The sequence below is a fragment of the Bradyrhizobium sp. AZCC 1577 genome, assembly GCF_036924575.1.
Taxonomy (GTDB): Bacteria; Pseudomonadota; Alphaproteobacteria; order Rhizobiales; family Xanthobacteraceae; genus Bradyrhizobium.
In genome coordinates, this window is sequence record NZ_JAZHRQ010000001.1 from 5,183,415 (window position 1) to 5,204,585 (window position 21,171).

A 21,171-nucleotide genomic window follows, 5' to 3' on the forward strand; every position below is an offset into this window, starting at 1 on the left:
GTGGGGCCGTGAACGTTTGAGGGCCCAACTGCGCTCGGTACCACGGTACCGGTAAGCCCTCGGATCTCTAACTAGTTGGTAAAGGCGGCATTTTTGCTGACCTCTATCTAACCGCTCGAAAGGGGCGGGACAGCTTATGATCGCGATTATCCTCATTGGTCTTGCGGCCGGCTGCGCGTCGGCGCTGATGTTCGTCTCGGTCGTCTCGGGCGCGCCGGTCTCGTTGCTGCTGTCTCTGCTGGCGCCGCTACCGCTGATGGTGACGGCGCTCAGTTGGGGACCGCTCAGCGCAACCATCGGCGGCATCGCGGCGGCTTCCGGCTTCGGTGCAATTTTCGGTCTGCGCTTCTGCCTCGCTTTTGCGGTTGCGGTGGCGCTGCCGGCCTGGTGGCTTGGCCATCTCGCGTTGCTGGGACGATCAACGGCTGCTGTCGAAACGGACAACGGCACGCACCCCACGGCAGAGAAGCTCGAGTGGTATCCGACCGGACGGATCCTGCTTTGGATCGCCGGCTTTGCCATCCTGTCTTCCCTCGCGTCGTGGCTGGTCTTCGGCAAAGATGCCGATGCCATCGCTGCGGCCCTGCGAAGCGGGCTGACGAAGGTTCTTTCTGACCGTGAAGGGCTCTCGTCTGATGACATCGAGCGGTTGGCTGACGCGCTTGTAACGATCTTTCGCGGCTTGTCGGCAATGCTCGTCGTGGCGACGCTTACGCTCAACCTCTGGCTTGCGGCGAAGATTTCAGCGATGTCGGGCCGGCTACGCCGCCCCTGGCCAGACTTGAAGAGCACAGCGTTGCCGCCGATGACACTCGTAGCACTCTGCGGGACACTGGCATTTTGTTTCGCTGGCGGATCGTTTTCGATAGCCGCGCAGATCATGACAGCCGCGCTCTTCATGGCTTACGCGCTCGTCGGCCTTGCCGCCGTTCACACGCTAACGCTGGCGCTGAAGAGCCGCGGGTTTTTGCTGAGTTGCACCTACGGGATCCTGGTGCTGTTGCCATGGACGCTCGTTCTGATGATCGCCCTCGGCCTTACGGACGCAATTTTCGGATTGCGCCAACGTTATCTGCGCGGAAAGCCGCCGCCTTTGCCCGCAGCCTGAAATCCAACCATCCACTAACGTCATACCGAACACATAATAGGAGAACGAAAATGGAAGTCATCTTGCTGGAACGCGTCGTCAAGCTCGGTCAGATGGGCGAAGTCGTCCGCGTCAAGGACGGATTTGCCCGCAACTTTCTGCTCAAGCGCGGCAAGGCGTTGCGCGCCACCGCCGACAATCGTGCCAAGTTCGACGGCATGAAGGCCGAACTCGAGGCCAACAACCTCAAGGCCAAGGGCGAAGCGACCAAGGTCGCGGAGAAGATCAGCGGTCGCAACGTGATCGTGCTGCGCCAGGCGTCGGAATCCGGCCAGTTGTTCGGATCGGTCAGCATTCGCGACATCATCGCCTCCTTCGAGGCCGACGGCGTCACCATCAACCGCAGCCAGGTCCTGCTCGACGCGCCGATCAAGACCATCGGCAAGCACGAGATCAACATCGCCGTGCATCCGGAAGTCGAAGTCAGCGTCAGCGTCACCGTCGCGCGCAGCGCCGATGAAGCCGAGCGCATCAACCGCGGCGAGGACATCTCGACCCGTCAGGAAGACCAGGACGCCGCCGCCGAGGCAATCGCCGCCGCCGGCGAGTTCTTCGATCCGGACGCCCAGCACGAGGAGGTCGCGCCGGCGCCGGCTGCGACCGAGAAGTAAGGCGCTTCGCTGCAAACGCTTTGACGACCTTCAAGCCCGGCCCTAATCAGGCCGGGCTTGGGATTCTAGCGGCCGTCTTGTGGTCAAGCATTGCGATCGAGGCCAGCGCAGTTGCGGTATGCTTCTCGACGCCATCGGTTACGCAAAACACGTCGGCCGCAACCACGGCGACCTGACGTCCGGGCTTGATCACGCGCGCCCGGCAGATCAATCGCTCACCGATCGCCGGCGACAGCAGATTCAATTTGTATTCCGCCGTCAGCGCCGGTTGCCCGCGCGATGTCGCGGCCGCGATCGTGGTGGCGTTGTCGACGAGAAAGGCCGTGACGCCGCCGTGAAACAAGCCGTGTTGCTGCAACAGTTCCGGCCGGCGGTCGACCGCAAGCGTGCAGGCGCCACGCGTCAACTCGGATAGTTCCGCGCCGATATGGGTCATGAAGCCCTGGCGGCCGACATTGTCGCGGATACGGGTCGCGATCGGCGCGAAGTCGGGATCGTCATTCGCACTCATACGGCTTCTCCCGCTTTATCGGTTACATCGGGCGCGACCACTGCGCGGATGGCACAGGCGATCAGGATTTCGGCCTGTTCTCGCGGATCGGTGCGGTCGCGGCCCGACAGCCATGCGCGGCAAAAAATCTGCGCCGGTCCGATGATCTGGCTGAAGAAAACCGACGAAGTCATCGGCAGCAATTCGCCGCGCTCAACCAGCGGCGCGCGCCATCGTTCGACGGCTTCCGCAAGCCGCGAATTCCGCGTGCGCTGCGCGCCGCGGATCGCTTCGGTCCATTCGTTGCGGGAAATCTCGAAGAGATAGCGCGCCTCGCGCCGGGAATTGACGACCCAGTCCAGATGCGCGCGGATCAGCCGCGCCACGCCTTCCCGCGCGCCGCAGGATTCATCGACCGCCGCTACGATGGCAGCGTGATAACGGGCGAGGATTTCCAGGAACAGCGTGCCGGCCAGTTCCTTCTTCGATCCGAAGAAATGGAAGAAGCTGCCGTTGGACGCTCGCGCGCGAGTTCTAATGGCGGCCACCGTGGCGCCCTCGAAACCGTCGCGGTCGAACACCGCCAACCCCGCCGCCAGCAGATCGTCCCGTGCCGTAGCCACCTGCGCCGCCTTTCGGTCCATTAGATCGTTACTCTAGAGTGAAGCTCTAGAAACGGTCAAGCGCGTCACCGGCCAAGCATTTGGAAATCTGCATCCTATCGCGAGATGGGTGGCGCGGGGGGACCGACGGACCCGGCCGGCGGCGTTGCGGGCGCCGCAGTAGCTGTCACCGGCGGAGACGTCGCGGGTGCCGCCGCCTGGGGGCTCGCGGCTGGCTCAGGGGCAGTCGCGGCGGGGGGAGCTGGCGGGACAGGCGTCACCGGGTCGGGCCGGGGTGCGGTCGGCTCGCTATCGGCGCTGTCCTTGGGAGCACTGACCTTGGGGGTCTCGGACCCGCCCTCGCTGGCCGGCTTTTCTGACTCGCCGGCCGGCTTCGCGGCTTCCGTGGTGACCGGCTTGTCGGCCTCACCTTTGGCGGAGTCGGTCCTGTCGGTATCAGGCTTGGCAGGATCCGGCCCGCCAGAATCGGTCTTGGCAGAATCAGGCTTGGCAGAATCAGGTTGCTCGGCAGTTCCGGGCTTCGCAGTTTCGGATTTGGCGGCATCCCGAGACGCATCTTCCTTTGCGGCCTCTTCGCGGGCGGCCTGCTCGGGTTTCTGCGGTTCTTCGGCAGCGGGCGCGGGCTTGCCACGCCTGCCCTGCTTCTGCCTGACGCCCGATTTGCTGTCGGTAGCGGCCTGCCCATCATCTGCGGGCTTAGCAGCCTCGGGCGCCGCGTGCGGTCGTGCAAGCCGCCTCCCGTCTCGGCCTCGACGGGCGCCCTCGCCTTGCGGCGGCGCTTCGTCGGCACCCGGCCGGGAGGTCTCCTGGGCCGGTGCGGAGGACGGCTGCCGGCGGCCGAATCGGTCGGGCTGATCCGACCTTCCGTCCTGCTTGGCGTCTTTCTGCTTAGGCTGATCTTTAGCCTGATACCTGGGATCTGCGGCCCCATTGGATATCAGGTAGGACGAAAGCACCGAGGCCATGTCGGTACCGGTCGTATAGTGCTGACGCAAAAAGCCCGGCAAGGACGAAGCCGACACGTTCTTCAACAGGCCGCGCGGGCTCTTGTGGCAGGCGCTGCAAGTACCGGAGAATATCTGTGAGGGGCTCTTGCCGGCATCGAGGTTTTGCGCCCGCACCGCACCTGCTGTGAGGCAGCCGATCAGGAGCGTCACCGTCGCTAAACTGAGCGCTCGGCTCAACATTCCCTGTATCTCCAGACGTGGAATCGCTGCCGGTCGCACAACACGGGCCAGCGGCGGGTCACCTTTTAGCCGATTGTGACGCGAATGGAAGCGGGCTTACTACGCATCTGCGTGACTGTGACATTTAAGAATATCCGCTTTGACGCCAACGCAGTAGCGCTGCGGCATCATCATACTTACGATGTTCCCGTGCATATGGAACTCTCTGTTCCCAAGTGCATTGGTGTAACGGGCTGGTCGTTCCATTGGTGCGTCGATGGATCGTTTGTTGCGTTATTTTCTTGGTCAGTTCATTCGCCGCGGCACGATGAATTTCACATCCGCGAGCGGGGCGAGATTTACCTGCGGGGATGGAACCGGTCGCCCGGTATCAGTGCGGTTCCTGAGTAAGCGGACGCAACTCCGGATTCTCCTCAATCCCGAACTGGCGCTTGGCGAAGCCTATATGGATGGCTCGTTCGTGGTCGAGGACGGCTCGATCGCCGACGCGCTGGAAATCCTGCTCGGCCAGCCCGAAATGCTGCCACGCTGGGCCAAGCTGCAATGGTGGCTGCGCTACTTCAGCAGGCACGCGAGACAGTTCAATTGGCGGGGCCGGGCGAAAAACAATGTCGCCCACCACTATGATCTGGACGGTCGGCTCTATTCCCTCTTCCTCGACGCCGACCGGCAATATAGCTGCGCGTATTTCGAGGCGCCGGATATGACGCTCGACGACGCCCAGCTCGCCAAAAAGCGTCACCTTGCTGCCAAGCTTCTCGTTAGGCCGGGCGACCGCGTGCTCGACATCGGCTCGGGCTGGGGTGGCCTTGGCCTCTATCTGGCCGAAATGACGGACGCCAATGTCACCGGAATCACGCTGTCGTCGGAACAATTGCAGGCTTCGAATGCCCGAGCCACCGAGAAGAGCCTGACGGGGTCGGCAAAATTCCTGCTGAGCGACTACCGCGATATTGCCGGCCCGTTCGACCGGATCGTGTCCGTCGGGATGTTCGAGCATGTCGGCATCGACTTCTATGAAACCTACTTCCGGCGCTGCGCCGAACTTCTGAGCGATGACGGCATCATGGTGCTGCACTCGATCGGCCGCTCCACGGGACCCGATGTGACGAGCCCATGGATCACGAAATACATCTTCCCGGGCGGCTATATCCCCGCCCTGTCAGAGGTCATCCCCGCGATCGAGAAAGCCGGCCTTCTGGTCTGCGACATGGAAATCCTGCGGCTGCATTATGCGGAAACGCTGAAGGCCTGGCGGGAGCGCTTCATGGCGCGGCGCGAAGAGGCGGTGCGTCTCTATGATGAGCGTTTCGCCCGGATGTGGGAATTTTATCTGGCGGCGTCGGAAATGTCGTTCCGGAAGCAGAATCTGATGAATTTCCAGATCCAGCTCACCAGGCGGCAAGGAATTGTGCCGATGACGCGCGATTACATCGCCCGGGAAGAAGCAAGGCTGCGCGGAATCGAAATTGGAAAGCAGCCGCGGCTGCGGTTGGCCGGCGAATAGGCCGCAAAGGCGGCGGAGTCAGTTTCTCAGGCTATAGGCCGAGGCGTAAGGCAGGTTGGCCAATGCCGGGTGGGCGAGCTGGGCTCGCAACGCGGCAAGCACCTGGGCATCACAGGGCTCGTCACGCCGTTCGGGGCGCGAAATCTCCTCCATGGTGTCGATCAGCATCGCCAGCCACAAACGCTGGGCGCTTGCCGATCGCCATCCCTGGAGTTGCTGACCCATCGCCTGTTCCTTTTGGTCGGTGCAACTGGCAACTCGAAAATCGCCGGCCCGTTCCCGATTTGGTAACCAATCCATCCTGAGCGAAGAAAATCACATCCGATGTGATCTACTTCACAGAGCCGCTCGGCGGTCCGTCGTACATCTCCGCCCATGAAGCGGCAGACCTACCCAGCCCCGTTCGATTCCGACATCAGGATCGACTACGCCTTGATCGCAATCGGCGTAGCTGCCGCCCTGTTCGCGTTCGTCTATCTGATGCTGGTTTGATCAACGCTTAAGATCAGGGCTCGAAACGCCTTCTTCCTTCGGATATGTCGGCCCAAGTCGCGGCAAGGTTCAGATTCCCCTAAGTTCTTGTCTGGCTTTTTCACAAAAGCCACTCCGGTACCGCCGGACGGCGGGCTGCTTTTTGGTCCAAATCCGTCAAGGGGCCAGCTCAGGATTCACACATGGCATTGTGTGAATCGGGCATAAGGCCTACTCGGACTTTCGGATCGCCTGCACGTGGCGCTTTATCGCTGCCCCGCTTCCGCAAGCGATCTGACAAAAACCAAAAACCTAAAGAACATTACAAACTATGGCTCTGACTGATTCGAATGTCCTCAAGCTCGCCCCGGACGCGGGAGCTCCGGCCTACCGGAGCGCGCCGCACAATATCGAGGCGGAACAGAGTTTGCTGGGCGCCATTCTGGTCAACAATGACGCGTTCTACCGGGTTTCCGACTTCCTGGAACCGAAGCACTTCTTCGAGCCGATCCACCAGACCATTTTCGAGACCGCCGGCAGCCTGATTCGGATGGGCAAGGTCGCAACGCCCGTGACGTTGAAGACCTTCCTGCCGGCCGATACCGATATCGGCGGCATGACGGTTGGTCAGTACCTCGCGCGCCTCGCGGCCGAGGCCACCACGATCATCAACGCGCAGGACTATGGCCGCACGGTCTACGACATGTCGCTGCGCCGCGACCTGATCCGGATCGGCGAGGACATGGTCAACGTCGCCTTCGATGCGCCGGTGGATTTTGCCCCGCGCGCGCAGATCGAGGACGCCGAGCGCCAGCTCTATGAGCTCGCCGAATCCGGCCGTTATGACGGCGGCTTCCAGCGCTTTTCGCAGGCGCTGACGACCGCCGTCGACATGGCGGCCAAAGCCTTCCAGCGTGACGGAAGTCTGTCGGGCATCGCGACCGGCTTGCGCGACCTCGACAGCAAGATGGGCGGGCTGCAGGCGTCCGACTTGATCATCGTCGCCGGCCGCCCCGGCATGGGCAAGACGTCGCTCGCCACCAACATCGCCTACAACATCGCCAAAGCGCACCGCGCCGAGGTGCAGGCCGATGGCACGATGAAGACCGTCAATGGCGGCATCGTCGGCTTCTTCTCCTGCGAAATGTCCGGCGAACAGCTCGCCACCCGTATTCTGGCCGAACAGACCAGCATTGCCTCCAGCATGATCCGACGCGGCGGCATCACCGAGGCCGACTTCGAGAAGATCCGCGATCATTCGATCGAACTGCAGTCGCTGCCGCTCTATGTCGACGAAACCGGCGGCCTGTCGATCTCGCAACTCACGGCGCGTGCGCGCCGGCTGAAGCGGCAGAGGGGCCTCGACCTGATCGTGATCGATTACATCCAGTTGCTGCAGGGCTCGGGCAAGCGTTCGGACAATCGCGTGCAGGAAGTGACTGAAATCACCACGGGCCTCAAGGCGCTCGCCAAGGAACTTAACGTTCCGATCATCGCCTTGTCGCAGCTCTCGCGTCAGGTGGAAAACCGCGACGACAAGCGCCCGCAACTGGCCGACTTGCGTGAATCCGGTTCGATCGAGCAGGACGCCGACGTCGTGATCTTCGTGTACCGCGAGGAGTACTACCTTGCCAACAAGGAGCCGCGCATCGGCACCCCCGAATACGAAAAATGGCAGCTCGATATGTCTCTGGTGCACGGCAAGGCCGAAATCATCATCGGCAAGCAGCGCCACGGCCCCACTGGAACGGTGGAAGTGCAGTTCGAAGGCCAGTTCACCCGGTTCAGCGATCTGGCGCAGGACGGCAACCTGCCGACCGGCGGTTATTGAGGCGCGGCCACGGTTGAACCGCAGCGTTCCGCCGCGTAGAACTGTGGCATGAACGTGGCCCCTGATCCCAAGTCCATCCCGCAAGGCACCCTGCTGTCGCCCGAGGCAAACAAGGCTGCCGCGCTCGCGACCGCAACCGGCGTGCTGACGGTCGATCTCGACGCCATTATCGCCAACTGGCGCAAGCTCGAGAAGACCGCGGTGCCGGCCGAATGTGCGGCCGTGGTCAAGGCTGACGGCTATGGCTGCGGCGCCGAACAGGTCGCGGGTGCCCTTGCGGGCGCCGGCTGCAAGACGTTCTTCGTCGCCACCCTCGACGAGGCTCGCGTGGTTCGCGCCGCGGCGCCTGCGGCCGCGATCTACGTGCTTGGCGGCTTCTTCCAGAACACCGGCGACGCCTACGCCAAGTTTGACTGCAAGCCCGTCATCGGCGACCTCAACGAACTCGCCGAATGGGACGTGTTCTGTCGCCGTTCCGGCTGGTCCGGCGGCGCCGCCATTCACATCGACACTGGCATGAACCGGCTCGGCCTCACCGTTACCGAGGCGCAGGGCATCATCCCACGCATCAATGCCGGTGATCACGGTATCACGCTCGTGATGAGCCATCTCGCCTCCGCGGAAATGCTCAACAATCCCGCCAACGCCAGGCAGCTCGCGGCCTTCCGCGAGATCGCGAGCCTGTTCTCCGGCGTCCCGGCCTCGCTGGCAAATTCGTCCGGCATCTTCCTGGGCGCCCAGTTCCAGTTCGATCTGGTGCGGCCGGGCTGCGCCCTCTATGGCATCAACCCGACGCCGGAATCCGACAACCCGATGCAGCCGGTCGTCGAATTGAAGGCGCGCATCGTGCAGATCCGCAACGTCGAGCGCGGCGATACCGTCGGCTATGGCGGCACCTGGACGGCGCGGCGTCCAACCAGAATAGCGGTCGTTTCCGCGGGCTATGCCGACGGGTATTTCCGCGCGGCCAGCGCCAATGACGGCACCCGAGGTGCCGAGGTGATAGTCGCCGGCAAGCGCTGCCCGATCGCGGGACGGATTTCGATGGACCTGACAGCGGTCGACGTGACTGATCTCGACAAGAATGCAGTGCGGCGCGGCCATTGGGTGACGCTGATCGGCGAAGGCATCACGGCCGATGAACTTGCCCATCATTTCGGCACCATCGGCTACGAAGTGCTGACCAGCCTCGGCAAGCGCTATGCGCGGGTTTACAAGGGTGGCAATGCCACTGCAGACCCCCCTGCTCCGCCTCCATCACAGCAATAACGGCGAAATCCGACGCTGGAGCGTTGCCCGGTCCTACTATTTCTTCCGGCTGGCCAACACTTGCTTGCAGGCGTCGCTGAGTTGGTGATGTTGCTTGTTCAGACATGCGACGACACGGCCGCCGCCGGGCAGCGTGCCGGCGCAATATTTGTCATAGTCGGCCTTGCAGGCGCCGCGCTGGTCGGTGGCTTGAGCGACTGCGGATCCGGAGTATCCGATGGCGAGCACGAGAAAGGCGAAGCGTAGTTTCGACATGGATTCTCCAAGTGTCGGGCGAAGCACAGTGATGCCAGCCAGCTCTACATGAAGATCGCGACCTTCAACATTAATAATGTCAACCGCCGCCTGCCGAGCCTGTTGCGCTGGCTGCGCGCGGCGAAGCCCGACGTCGTTGCCTTGCAGGAATTGAAATCGACCGACGCCGAGTTCCCGATTCTGGCAATCGAGAAAGCCGGCTACGGCGCGGTGTGGCGCGGACAACAAACTTGGAACGGCGTCGCCATCCTGGCGCGGAATGCCGAGCCGGTATTGACCCGGACCGCGCTCCCCGGCGATGGGGGTGTCGAGGCCCGCTATATCGAAGCCGCAATTAGCGGCATCCTCGTCACCAGCATCTATCTCCCGAACGGCAATCCACAGCCGGGACCGAAATTCGATTACAAGCTCGACTGGTTCAAGCGACTGCGGTCCCACGCTGGCAAGCTGCTCAAGCAGGACATCCCCGTGGTGCTAGCCGGCGATTACAACGTCGCGCCGACCGAGTTCGATATCTATCCGACGAAGTCCTGGGACAAGGACGCGCTGATCCAGCCGAAGAGCCGCGCCGCGTTCAAGGCGCTGTTGGATCAAGGCTGGACCGATGCGATCCGAACGCTTCATCCATCTAAACCGATGTTCACGTTCTGGGACTACAAGCGCAACCGCTGGCCACGCGATGCCGGATTGCGGCTCGATCATCTGCTGCTGAGCCCGTCGATAGCGCCGCGTCTGCTCAAGGCCGGCGTCGATCGCACGGTTCGCGGCGAGGAAGGCGCCAGCGACCATGCACCGGCGTGGATCGTGTTGAAGTAGCTCCTCGCAAGCCCCACCGGCCGAATTTCCTGCGCGGCAGGATGGCGACTGTTCAGCTCTTCCGGGTGTGGCCCCAAGCCTCGTCCCAATCCTCGCCCGCGGCGTCGATCACACGACCATCGGCCTCGAAGAACTTGTTCGGCACCTGGAAGATTGCGAGCATCAGCCCGCCTTGCGGACACCACGCGACGTGGCGACTGCCCTCTTCGCGCCAGATGAATTCGCCGGCCTTGCATTCGATGCCCTGCGCCGGACCTTCCTTGTCGACGAGCGAGCCTTCGAGCACGTAGGTCTGCTCGATGTTGACGTGTTCGTGGTCGGGGAGCACCGCGCCGGGCGCGAACCGCATCAGCGCGGTCATCAAGCCGGTCTTGCGATCGAACAGCAGCGTCTTGGCCTCGCAGCCGGGAAAGCGGGTCTTCTGCCATTCCATGCTGTCGGGTCGAACCAGATGGGAATGCGTGTCTGCAGTCTGCGCATTTGCCGGCGTCGCAGCGTCCATGGCGATCCTCTGTTCTGCTTGTTTTGACGCGATCCTAGCAGCTTTGCCTCTCGCCGCCAGCCGGCAGGTGCGTTGCGGCGTCCTTGCCCCCACCTGCGGCCAACTGTAGGATCGACCGGCCAGCCGAACGCAATGTACGGATGAAAAATGGCGGCTCTGCAACAGGCAAGAATCTGCAAGGGCTGCTGGGAGCAGATGCATGTTCCGGTGCCGCTTCGCGGCGTGATCTCCGCGCCATTTCGCGCGTTCGGCATTCGTCCGAGCCGGATGAATCCCAATACCTGCACCATCTGCGAGCTTATGTTCACGAAGGTGATGCGGGCCCGCAAGATCACCATCGACGCGACCATCATGTTTGCCGACCTGCGCGGCTACACTAGCCTGTCGCAGTCGCAATCGCCGGATGCTGTGTCAAGTCTGCTCGATGCATTCTACGATGAATGCGCCAACGCGATCTGGGCGCATGACGGGCTCCTCAACAAGACGATCGGCGACGCCGTCATGGCCGTCTTCAACTTTCCCCTGCAGCGGGAGGAGCATGCCAAAAACGCCGTGCTGTCGGCGCGGCAAATTCAGACGAACTGGCGCGAGCGGCGTGAAACTCTTGTCGAAGCGCATGGCCTCACCGCGGACGAACTGGGGATCGGCATCGGCATCCATTCCGGCGAACTCAGCTTTGGCGAGTTCGGTCACTCGCATCGCGACCTGACGGCGATCGGTACCGTCGTCAACACCGCCTCCCGGGCCCAGTCGGTCGCCGAAGCCGACCAGATACTCGTGACAAAGGCCGTCTTCGAGCGCGTCCAGCCGGATATGAAAGACAGCCAATCAAAGCCATTCCAGCTCAAAGGATTTGACGCCCCGATCGAGCTTTACGTCGCCTAGCGTGAGTGAGCTGGCGGCTCTGCTGTCATCGCATAGCAGCTTCCCTCGGCACGATCGGCTCCCTTCCGAGTGATATTTAGGCCTCGTAACCCGAGGCTGCCGGCACCATGATGTCGGCATCAGGGAATCGCGAAAGACTGCAGCTTGAGTTTCCTCTTCGTCCTCATTGTCGGCCTCGTCGCCGGCACCATCTCGGGCATCGTCGGCACGGGATCGTCGATCATGCTGATGCCCGTATTGGTCTATCAATACGGGCCGAAGGAAGCCGTGCCGATCATGGCGGTCGCCGCCGTGATGGCGAACTTCTCGCGCATTCTCGCCTGGTGGCGCGAGGTCGACTGGCGCGCCTGCATCGCCTATTCGGTTACGGGCATTCCGGCGGCAGCCCTCGGCGCGCGGACATTGCTCGCCCTGCCCTCGCACGCCGTCGACATCGCGATCGGCCTGTTTCTCATCGCGATGGTGCCGGTTCGGCATTGGTTGGCCCGACATCAGCTAAAGGCACGCCTCTGGCATCTGGCGGTCGGCGGCGCCGTTATCGGCTTTCTCACCGGCATCGTAGTTTCGACCGGACCGCTCAGCGTGCCGCTGTTTCTGTTTTACGGACTTACCAAGGGTGCCTTCCTCGCCACCGAGGCCGCAAGCTCGCTCGGGCTCTATCTGAGCAAGTCGGTCACCTTCGAGCGCTTCGGCGCGCTGACGCCGGATATCGCGCTGAAGGGCCTGATTGCGGGCTCTTCCCTCATGTTCGGTGCCTTCATCGCCAAAGGCTTCGTGCTGCGTCTTCAGCCCGACGTCTTTCGGCTGTTGATGGACGGCATCATGCTGGCCGCCGGTCTCACCCTGCTGTGGACGGCATTTTCGTAAGCATTCGGCCGCACCGCCTGAACCATTCCCCATCAGCGGCCGACCAAGTGACGCGTGTCACATCCATTCGGCAAGTAACCACAGATCAGTGCCGGGCATGGAATCGCATCACCCACGTCTGGAGAGACTGAAATGCCTAGGGGAATCATCGGCGCCATCGTCGCCGTCATTGTCGTCGTCATCATCGCCGCAGGAAGCTGGTACACCGTCGATCAAACCGAGCGCGGCGTGAAGCTGCGTTATGGCGCGGTCATCGGCACCGCGCAGCCGGGCCTTGGCTTCAAGGTTCCGCTGATCGACAGCGTTGAAAAGGTCAGCGTCAAGACCTTCACCTATACCTGGGACAAGATGAATTCGTATTCCTACGACCAGCAGCCGGCCGACCTCAAGATCAGCGTCACCTTGCGAGCCTCACCTGACAAGGTGGCCGATCTCTACGCCAAGTTTGGCGGGCTCGACACCGCAGTCAAACAAGTGGTCAGCCCGGCCGTCAATCAGCAGGTCAAAATCGTGTTCGGCCGCTACACCGCCGTGAAAGCGATCCAGGAGCGCGGGCCGCTGAACTCCGCGATCAAGGACGCCATCACCGCTTCGCTGAAGGACGATCCGATGATCACGATCGAAAGCGTCCAGCTCGAAAACATCGAGTTCAGCGCCAACTATCTGCATTCGATCGAGCAGCGCATGCTGGCCGAGGTCGAGGTGCAGAAGCTGCAACAGAATGCCGAGCGCGAAAAGGTGCAGGCGCAGATTACCGTCACCCAGGCGACCGCCAAGGCCAACGCCGTCCGCGCCGAGGCGCAGGCCGCGGCCGACGCGCTGCGGCTGAACGGCGAAGCCCGCGCCACCAATATCAGGATCACCGGCGAGGCCGAAGCTGCTGCCATCGAAGCCCGCGCCAAGGCGCTCGGCACCAATCCAAACCTGGTCACGCTGGTGCAGGCCGAACGCTGGAACGGCGTGCTGCCGACGACGATGGTGCCGGGATCGTCCGTGCCGTTCGTTTCAGTGAAATAACAATCGCAAATTCAGAAGGGCGACGCCGTGCAGAGCACGTATCGCGCGTCGCCGTCTGGTTCCGAAGCGCAGAAACGCGCTTCCGGCCAGTTTCTTTCTGCTACAATCCCCATCGGAGCAATGCGCTCCGCATCCATGTAGCCGTTGGCTTTCAGGCGTGCCAATTTGGTCGGTGATTAGTGTGCTCCTTGCACGATCTGATTCTCGACATGGGAGAACGTGTCTTGAGTGTGATGACGGAAACGGCTGATCTCGCCGATGTCGGCGACCAGCGAACCGGACGAACCGAAGCCCGACAAGACACCCTGAAATTTGCGGAAGCCGCCCTTGTCGAGAGCAAGCGTGAAGGCCTGCTGCTCGCGGTCCGGGCACGCTGGGTCGCGCTGGCCATCACTGCCGTTACCTTGCCGATCATCAACCCGAATTGGGACGTGATCTACTACGTCCTGATGCTGGGCTTCTTTGCCCTGATCGGCTGGGCCCAGCTCAAAGTCGGCAAGGTCGGCCGTTCGCATCTCGAGGTTTTCCTGATTATTTGCGATCTTGCGTTGCTGACCTTCCTCAGCGTCGTGCCCAATCCCTGGAGCACCGAGCACTGGCCAATCGGAATGCAATTCCGGTTTGACAGTTTCATCTATTTCTTCATTTTCCTTGCCACGGCCACCCTCGCCTATTCGTGGCGAACGGTTGTCGCGATGGGCGGATGGACCGCTGCCCTGTGGGCCATTGCCGTCGGTTGGGCCTATCTGCAGCCCGAAACCCATGCCGCGCTGTCGCAGCGCGTCAGGGAAGCTGTTGGCGCAGATATCCGCATGTTCGAGATCATCGATCCTTCGTCGATCGGCTTCGGCGCCCGTTTCCAGGAAGTGACGGTGTTCATCATCGTGGCCGCGATCCTGGCGCTAGCGGTGCGCCGTTCGAATGCGCTCCTGATCAGCCATGCCGGGATCGAACGCGAGCGTGCCAACCTGGCGCGCTATTTTTCACCCAATGTCGTCAATGAACTCTCCGGCAACGACGAGCCGCTCACGCGGGTTCGCACACAAGACGTCGCGGTATTGTTTGCCGATATCGTGGGATTCACCGCCTATTCCGATGGACGAGACCCGAAAGAGGTCATCGACACGCTGCGGCAATTCCATGAGCGAATGGAAAGAGAAGTGTTCCAGCACGGCGGAACGCTCGACAAGTACCTCGGCGACGGCCTGATGGCGACGTTTGGCACGCCATTCGCCAGCGATTCCGACGCGCTGAACGCCTTGCGTTGCGCGAGGGGTATGATCGCCTCGATTGCCGAGCTGAACAGAGAACGGCAGGGCCGCAACGAGCCGCCGATCTAGGTCAGTGTCGGATTGCACTATGGTCAGGTCGTGCTGGGAGATATCGGTCTCAATCGGCTTGAATTCGCTGTGATCGGCACCACCGTGAATGCAGCGAGCCGGCTGGAGGCGCTGACCCGCGAATTCGGATGCGCCATCGTCGTCAGCGACGCGCTGGTCCGGCAGGCCCGCTCGGAATCGAACCATTCGAGCGCCGACTTCGCGTCGCTTGTCGAGCGGCCCGCGCAGATTATTCGTGGTCTCGAGCAACCAGTCGGCATCTGGACATGCGCGAACGTCACTTCGTGATGCTACGAGATAAACAATCAATAGTTGAAAACACTTGAAATTGCTAAATGCGTTGGTCAGACTGAGATAGCAATCGTTGGGAGGGGGCTTTGGGGCTTAGAGCGGCTCTAGCTATATTCTGCTGTCTGGGCGCACCGGCTTTGGCCGGATGGCAGGTTGAATCATTCACGGATCGGATGACCGAGAAAGCCGTGAGGTACGCCACCCTACCGGCTAAAGCTGCTTATCGCGGAATAACAGCAAAGTTAGAGCTAACTTGCGGTGGGTTAGAGGGCGGTCGGTCCTCCCGTGCAACAAGCTGCCCGGCGAAACATTACACATGATTAGCGCCAGTGCCTGCACCATTTAAATTTGATGAGGTTGGCATCTGGTCCGAGTTGAAGCTCGAGATCATCGAAAAATACGGCTCAGCCTATACGGGAGCATTTGCCAACCAACGAGGCCTGAAAAAATTCTATGTCGACGCGTTCAGTGGTGCCGGCGTCCACATCTCGAAGCGCAGTGGTGGGCAGATCGACGGCAGTCCAGCCCGTGCGCTGAAAATGACACCGCCTTTCGACGGCTTCTTCTTTATTGATATGGACGCTCAGAAGACGGCGCATCTCAGAACGCTATGTGCCGGCCGCAGTGACATCCATATAGAAACGGGTGACGCCTCGAAATATCTCACCCAAACGCTTTTGCCCACAATCAAGTACAAGGACTATAAGCGAGCGCTCTGCCTCTTCGATCCTTATGGTCTTCACCTTGAATGGCGCGCGATCGAGATGGCAGGTCAGTCCCGCGCCATTGACATGTTCCTGAATTTTCCGGTGATGGATATGAACAGGAACGCAATTTGGCGCAATCCCACCGCCGTTCCGAAGGAAGGTATCGACCGTATGAACAGCTTTTGGGGTGATGAGTCTTGGAGAGGAGCAGCCTACGCCGAACACCCGCAAGGCAACTTGTTCGGCGCACCAGACCTCGTAAAGCAGGGCAATGACGCAATTGTAGGCGCCTTTCGCGAAAGGCTGCGCAAAGTGGCCGGCTTCCAGTTCGTCCCCGAGCCTCTACCTATGAAGAACAGCACCAATGCTGTTGTGTACTACTTGTTCTTTGCCTCGCAGAAGCCCGTTGCGCAAAAAATCATCGACGCCATATTCAAAAAATACCGATGAAATCACAGCCTCAGGTCGGGCATCTCATCGTAGGTTTTGCCGTTTAGTATGCGCCCAGCCGCCTTCTTGTTTTTTCCACCCCACTGCTTGAAGAAGAAGGCTGTTCTTGAGGACCGACACATCGTCTCGATTTCGTCGACCCACTCAGGCTTCATTTCGCGAGCGCGCGGGCCGCTCTCTCCACCGACGATCGCCCAATGAATACCTGCCAGATCGCCTTCGGCCACGGACCCGATCAACGGCTCAAAGGAAACAAATCTGATTGCAGCAGGCACCCGTCGAATGGCGTCCAACCTATTCAGAACGCGACTATCCTCGATGCTAGTGCCGAGCCAGACGTTCGGGAGGATTTCAAATGTTCGTTGAGCTAGAACCTCGGCCATTCGCTCAGGGCGCTTCGTGAGAATTTGATACGTGTGTCGAGGTGTCTTCTTCATCACGCCCCAGACCCGAGCAATGAATTCAACCGGAACATCATCATGAAAGAGGTCGGACATTGAGTTGACGAACACCTTGCGCGGCTTCGACCACGTTTTTGGTGTGTGGAGAGATGCGTGATCCAGACGAATTTTCCCGGTCCAGACCGCACGTCCCCCGCTTTTCCGGGTGAGGCCGCGGTACTTCTCAGTGCCCATCGACTCAAGCCTTGCCGCCATCCGCATGGCGTAGCAATTCGTGCACCCTGCAGTAAGCACGGTGCAGCCAGCCACAGGATTCCAAGTCGCATCAGTCCATTCGATTGATGTTTCGGCCATAGAGCTCTCTCAAGAAAATTATAGAATCTCAAGAAAGTGGTTAGATTTAGTTACTCGAACTTAATGTGCACTCGCGGCCGTTGCGTCTTCGCCAAAAGCTCCATTCCGCGTTCGACACGAGCGTGTTGCAGCATAGTATCATGCCCCGCACGACCTTAGACATGCTATTACGCATCGCCCACTCGACCAGGACAGCGACTCACCCCTCTATGGCCAAATCCACCCTCTCCTTCGTCTGCCAGAACTGTGGCGCGGCGTATAACCGCTGGCAGGGCAAGTGCGATTCCTGCGGCGAGTGGAACACGCTTGCCGAGGAAGACACCACCGGCGCGACCTCGATGCCGGTCTCGGTCCGCTCGCGGCGCAAGGGCCGGACGTTTGCGCTGGAAAGCCTCACCGGCAAGAGCAATGACGCCCCTCGCCTGCCTTCCGGGATGACCGAGCTCGATCGTGTCACCGGCGGCGGTTTTGTCCGCGGCTCGGTGCTGTTGGTCGGCGGCGATCCCGGCATCGGAAAGTCAACGCTGCTCACGCAGGCTACCAGCATGCTGGCCCGCGCAGGCCACCGCGCGGTCTATATATCGGGCGAAGAGGCCGTGGCGCAGGTGCGGCTGCGCGCCGAGCGGCTGGGCTTGGCCGACGCGCCGGTGCAGCTCGCCGCCGAAACCTCGGTCGAGGACATCGTCTCGACGCTGTCGGAAGGCGCGGTGCCGCGCCTGATCGTGATCGATTCGATCCAGACCATGTGGACCGACACGGTGGAGTCGGCGCCGGGAACGGTGACGCAGGTCCGCGCCTCGGCACAGGCGCTCATTCGTTTCGCCAAGAAAACCGGTGCTGCGATCATCTTGGTCGGACACGTCACCAAGGACGGCCAAATCGCGGGCCCCCGCGTGGTCGAGCACATGGTCGACGCGGTACTGTCGTTCGAGGGCGAAGGCTCGCAGCATTTCCGCATTTTGCGCGCGATGAAGAATCGTTTTGGCCCGACCGATGAAATCGGCGTGTTCGAGATGACTGGGCTCGGCCTTCGCGAGGTCTCCAACCCCTCGGAATTGTTCCTCTCGGAGCGCGATCTGGGCAGCCCGGGAACCGCGGTTTTCGCCGGGATCGAAGGCACCCGCCCCGTGCTGTTGGAATTGCAGGCATTGGTGGCGCCGACCACGCTCGGTACCCCCCGGCGGGCCGTGGTGGGTTGGGATCCAAGCCGGCTGTCGATGGTGCTGGCGGTGCTCGAGGCCCATTGCGGGGTCAAACTGTCCGGCTACGACGTTTATCTGAACGTGGCGGGGGGCCTGCGGATCCAGGAGCCCGCGGCTGACCTCGCGGCGGCCGCCGCCCTGGTGTCGTCGTTGGTGAACGCGCCGTTACCGACAGACGCAGTCTATTTCGGCGAGATTTCGCTCTCGGGCGCGGTCCGGCCGGTGGCGCAGACCTCCGCCCGATTGAAGGAGGCCGCGAAACTGGGCTTTGGCCGCGCTGTTCTGCCCGAATCGGCGCGCGGCGAGGTCGGCGGCGATGGCGGGCTTGCGCTGAACAGCATCGGCGGACTAACCAGCCTGGTGGCTGAAATCGCGGCGCGCGGCAGCCCGAGAGGCAACCGCGACACCAGTCGCGAGGGTGCGGCAGAGAAAAATGCCACACCAGCGCGATTCCGTCGTGAAAACAGCTAAAGCGGCGTGACGCGCCCGCCCCTCGCCGCTATACAACGCGCGCGAAAGGCGGGCGGGATGGCACGATTTCCGGCCTTGCGGGATACGCCGTCTGCCCCTCACTTGGGGGCGACCCTGAGCCGCCGATTCGCTGCCTAAAGGACTTACGAGCGGACCTGACCAGCCGATGCCGATAACGATACTCGATCTCGTCCTGCTCGGAGTGATGCTGATTTCGGGCCTGCTCGCCATGGTGCGCGGCTTCATGCGCGAAATCCTGTCGATCGCGGCCTGGGGCGCGGCGGCGCTGGTGACGCTGTATGCCTTCTCGAAGCTGCTGCCGACCGCCAAGGCCTATTTCAACAATGATACGGTGGCAGCCGTGGCGGTGGTGGCCGGCACCTTCATCGGCACCCTGATCGTCGTTTCCGTGATCACGGTGCGGATTTCGGACATGATCCTGGATTCCCGGATTGGCGCGCTGGATCGCACCCTCGGCTTCCTGTTCGGGCTCGGCCGCGGCCTTTTGATCGTGGTGGTCGCCTTCCTGTTCTTTAGCTGGCTGGTCCCGGACAAGCAGCGGCCGGACTGGATCACCAACGCGAAGTCTCGAACAGTGCTGGATGGAACCGGGCAGTGGTTAATGTCGCTCTTGCCTGACGACCCCGAGAACACCATTTTAAAGAGATTCAAGAAGAATAAACCGGAAGACGATCAAACTGACGCCGACCAGGCAGCCCCTGCATCCGGCGATGGCTACAGCAAACCTGCCCGCGACAGCCTTAAAAAGCTGATCGAAAAACCCGCGGGCCGCTAATTCTGGCCAAAATAGAGAGGCGATGGACGCGATGCAAAACCCTTCCGATCCCGCCGGGCAACTCGATCTAAATCCTGGCATCGAGTTGCAGGACGATCTCGAAGGCGACACGCTACGCGAGGAATGCGGCGTGTTCGGCATCTTCGGCCACCCGGAAGCCGCTGCCATCACGGCGCTCGGACTACACGCCCTCCAGCATCGCGGCCAGGAAGCCGCCGGCATTGTCTCCTTCGACGGCAGCCGTTTCCATTCCGAACGCCGCCTTGGCCTCGTCGGCGATACCTTCTCCCGCCGCGAGGTGATCGAGCGCCTGCCCGGCATCGTAGCGGTCGGCCATGTCCGCTATTCCACGACCGGCGCGACCATCCTGCGCAACGTGCAGCCGCTGTTCGCCGAGCTCAATGCCGGCGGTTTTGCGGTCGGCCATAATGGCAATCTCACCAACGGGCTGACGCTGCGCCGCGAACTGGTGAAGAACGGCGCCATGATGCAGTCGACCACGGACACCGAAGTGATCCTGCACCTGGTCGCGCAGTCCAAACGCAGCCGCTTCATCGACCGCTTTATCGAGGCGCTGCGCGCCATCGAAGGCGCCTATTCGCTGGTATCGCTGACCAACAAGAAGCTGGTCGGCGCACGCGATCCGCTCGGTATCCGTCCGCTGGTGCTGGGTGATCTCGACGGCTGTCCGATCCTGACTTCGGAGACCTGCGCGCTTGACATGATCGGCGCGAAATATGTGCGCGATGTCGAGCCCGGCGAAATCGTCGTGTTCGACGAAGAGGGCGCCCACAGCCACAAGCCGTTTCCACCGAAACCGCCGCGGCCCTGCATTTTCGAGTACATCTACTTCTCACGGCCGGATTCGATCGTCGGCGGCCGTTCGGTCTATGAGGTCCGAAAGGCCTTCGGCGCGCAGCTCGCCCGCGAAAGCCATGTCGAGGTCGACGTCGTGGTGCCGGTGCCTGATTCCGGCGTGCCGGCGGCGGTCGGCTACAGCCAGCATTCCGGCGTGCCGTTCGAACTCGGCATCATCCGCAACCACTATGTCGGCCGCACCTTCATCCAGCCGACGCAGAGCGTGCGCGAGCTCGGCGTGCGCATGAAGCATTCGGCCAATCGCGCCGCGATCGAAGGCAAGCGGATCATCCTGATCGACGATTCACTGGTGCGCGGCACCACGTCGAAGAAGATCGTGCGCATGATGCGCGACGCCGGTGCGCGCGAGGTGCATTTCCGGCTCGCTTCGCCGCCGATCCTCTATCCCGACTATTACGGCATCGACCTGCCGGACCGCGGCGGGCTTCTCGCGGCCACCCATACGCTGGAAGAGATGCGCGACATCATCGGCGCGGATTCGCTGGCGTTCCTGTCGATCGACGGCCTGTACCGCGCCATGGGCGAACCGGGGCGCGACCCCGCCAATCCCAAATTCTCCGACCATTGCTTCACGGGTGCCTATCCGACGCACCTCACCGACCAGACCCAGGTCGAACCGCAGCCGCGCCAGCTCTCGCTCTTGGCAGAGGCGAGCTGAGAACACCCAACGGTGTCGTCCCTGCGAAAAGCAGGGACCCATAACCACAGGCCTTCGTTTTTCCGGATGCCATTAGTTATTGACACCTCCTCACCTCATGAGCGCCGCGGCGTATGGGTCCCTGCTTTCGCAGGGACGACGATG

General features: G+C 61.8%; 20 protein-coding genes and 1 pseudogene. 14 read left to right on the plus strand and 7 right to left on the minus strand.

Annotated elements, in window-relative coordinates; all coding sequences use genetic code 11:
- Nucleotides 1-136: 136 nt before the first annotated feature.
- Complete coding sequence (locus V1278_RS24720; protein WP_334382476.1) at nt 137-1,108, plus strand: hypothetical protein; 972 nt, start codon at nt 137-139, stop codon at nt 1,106-1,108.
- A 50-nt stretch (nt 1,109-1,158) separates the two neighbouring features.
- Nucleotides 1,159-1,758: a 50S ribosomal protein L9 gene (rplI, locus tag V1278_RS24725; protein WP_334382477.1), complete on the plus strand. Its 600-nt coding sequence runs from the start codon at nt 1,159-1,161 to the stop codon at nt 1,756-1,758.
- A gap of 46 nt (nt 1,759-1,804) precedes the next feature.
- Here rplI and V1278_RS24730 read toward each other — a convergent pair whose 3' ends face one another.
- From V1278_RS24730 to V1278_RS24740, 3 genes are all read right to left on the minus strand, one after another.
- The gene (locus tag V1278_RS24730; protein ID WP_334382478.1) at nt 1,805-2,269 is read right to left on the minus strand and encodes a PaaI family thioesterase; all 465 of its coding nucleotides are present in this window, start codon (nt 2,267-2,269) and stop codon (nt 1,805-1,807) included.
- A complete protein-coding gene (locus V1278_RS24735) occupies nt 2,266-2,892 on the minus strand; it encodes a TetR/AcrR family transcriptional regulator (protein WP_334382479.1) in 627 nt (208 codons plus the stop codon). Before V1278_RS24735 ends, V1278_RS24730 begins: the two co-directional genes overlap by 4 nt.
- 74 nt (nt 2,893-2,966) lie before the next feature.
- Nucleotides 2,967-4,058 (minus strand): hypothetical protein, encoded by a 1,092-nt coding sequence (locus tag V1278_RS24740; RefSeq protein ID WP_334382480.1) that lies wholly within the window; start codon nt 4,056-4,058, stop codon nt 2,967-2,969.
- Nucleotides 4,059-4,314: 256 nt separating this feature from the next.
- On the opposite strand from V1278_RS24740, the gene V1278_RS24745 reads away from it, so the two are divergent.
- A complete protein-coding gene (locus V1278_RS24745; protein WP_334382481.1) occupies nt 4,315-5,565 on the plus strand; it encodes a cyclopropane-fatty-acyl-phospholipid synthase family protein in 1,251 nt (416 codons plus the stop codon).
- An 18-nt stretch (nt 5,566-5,583) separates the two neighbouring features.
- Here V1278_RS24745 and V1278_RS24750 read toward each other — a convergent pair whose 3' ends face one another.
- Complete coding sequence (locus V1278_RS24750) at nt 5,584-5,790, minus strand: transcriptional regulator (protein ID WP_334382482.1); 207 nt, start codon at nt 5,788-5,790, stop codon at nt 5,584-5,586.
- A gap of 577 nt (nt 5,791-6,367) precedes the next feature.
- Here V1278_RS24750 and V1278_RS24755 point away from each other — a divergent pair.
- Nucleotides 6,368-7,867, plus strand: a complete 1,500-nt coding sequence (locus tag V1278_RS24755) for a replicative DNA helicase (protein ID WP_334368442.1) — start codon at nt 6,368-6,370, stop codon at nt 7,865-7,867.
- 48 nt (nt 7,868-7,915) lie between these two features.
- Nucleotides 7,916-9,136, plus strand: coding sequence for an alanine racemase (gene alr, locus V1278_RS24760; RefSeq protein ID WP_334382483.1), 1,221 nt, complete (start codon nt 7,916-7,918; stop codon nt 9,134-9,136).
- A 36-nt stretch (nt 9,137-9,172) separates the two neighbouring features.
- Here the strand turns inward: alr and V1278_RS24765 are convergent, their stop codons facing one another.
- The gene (locus tag V1278_RS24765; protein WP_334368440.1) at nt 9,173-9,391 is read right to left on the minus strand and encodes a cysteine rich repeat-containing protein; all 219 of its coding nucleotides are present in this window, start codon (nt 9,389-9,391) and stop codon (nt 9,173-9,175) included.
- A gap of 48 nt (nt 9,392-9,439) precedes the next feature.
- Between V1278_RS24765 and V1278_RS24770 the strand changes: the two genes are divergently transcribed.
- The gene (locus V1278_RS24770) at nt 9,440-10,207 is read left to right on the plus strand and encodes an exodeoxyribonuclease III (protein WP_334382484.1); all 768 of its coding nucleotides are present in this window, start codon (nt 9,440-9,442) and stop codon (nt 10,205-10,207) included.
- A 52-nt stretch (nt 10,208-10,259) separates the two neighbouring features.
- Here V1278_RS24770 and V1278_RS24775 read toward each other — a convergent pair whose 3' ends face one another.
- The gene (locus V1278_RS24775) at nt 10,260-10,709 is read right to left on the minus strand and encodes a cupin domain-containing protein (protein ID WP_334368438.1); all 450 of its coding nucleotides are present in this window, start codon (nt 10,707-10,709) and stop codon (nt 10,260-10,262) included.
- Between the two features lie 156 nt (nt 10,710-10,865).
- Here V1278_RS24775 and V1278_RS24780 point away from each other — a divergent pair, with 156 nt between their 5' ends.
- From V1278_RS24780 to V1278_RS24800, 5 genes and pseudogenes are all read left to right on the plus strand, one after another.
- Nucleotides 10,866-11,594, plus strand: a complete 729-nt coding sequence (locus tag V1278_RS24780; RefSeq protein ID WP_334384252.1) for an adenylate/guanylate cyclase domain-containing protein — start codon at nt 10,866-10,868, stop codon at nt 11,592-11,594.
- A gap of 144 nt (nt 11,595-11,738) precedes the next feature.
- The gene (locus tag V1278_RS24785; RefSeq protein WP_334382485.1) at nt 11,739-12,461 is read left to right on the plus strand and encodes a sulfite exporter TauE/SafE family protein; all 723 of its coding nucleotides are present in this window, start codon (nt 11,739-11,741) and stop codon (nt 12,459-12,461) included.
- Nucleotides 12,462-12,593: 132 nt separating this feature from the next.
- Entirely contained in the window at nt 12,594-13,478 is an 885-nt protein-coding gene (locus V1278_RS24790; protein WP_334382486.1) for a prohibitin family protein, read from the plus strand.
- A 608-nt stretch (nt 13,479-14,086) separates the two neighbouring features.
- Nucleotides 14,087-15,106 (plus strand): annotated as a pseudogene (locus V1278_RS24795) (adenylate/guanylate cyclase domain-containing protein).
- 332 nt (nt 15,107-15,438) lie between these two features.
- Nucleotides 15,439-16,266 carry a three-Cys-motif partner protein TcmP gene (locus V1278_RS24800; protein WP_334382487.1) on the plus strand — a complete coding sequence of 276 codons (828 nt, stop codon included), beginning with the start codon at nt 15,439-15,441 and terminating at the stop codon, nt 16,264-16,266.
- A 2-nt stretch (nt 16,267-16,268) separates the two neighbouring features.
- Here V1278_RS24800 and V1278_RS24805 read toward each other — a convergent pair whose 3' ends face one another.
- On the minus strand, nt 16,269-17,021 hold the full coding sequence (locus tag V1278_RS24805) for a DUF5131 family protein (RefSeq protein ID WP_334382488.1): 753 nt from the start codon (nt 17,019-17,021) through the stop codon (nt 16,269-16,271).
- 209 nt (nt 17,022-17,230) lie between these two features.
- Between V1278_RS24805 and radA the strand changes: the two genes are divergently transcribed.
- The 3 genes from radA (at nt 17,231) to purF (ending at nt 21,027) form a co-directional block, all read left to right on the plus strand.
- Entirely contained in the window at nt 17,231-18,694 is a 1,464-nt protein-coding gene (gene radA / locus V1278_RS24810) for a DNA repair protein RadA (protein WP_334382489.1), read from the plus strand.
- A gap of 166 nt (nt 18,695-18,860) precedes the next feature.
- Nucleotides 18,861-19,490: a CvpA family protein gene (locus V1278_RS24815; RefSeq protein WP_028346521.1), complete on the plus strand. Its 630-nt coding sequence runs from the start codon at nt 18,861-18,863 to the stop codon at nt 19,488-19,490.
- Between the two features lie 31 nt (nt 19,491-19,521).
- Nucleotides 19,522-21,027, plus strand: a complete 1,506-nt coding sequence (purF, locus tag V1278_RS24820; RefSeq protein ID WP_334369261.1) for an amidophosphoribosyltransferase — start codon at nt 19,522-19,524, stop codon at nt 21,025-21,027.
- Nucleotides 21,028-21,171: the final 144 nt, after the last annotated feature.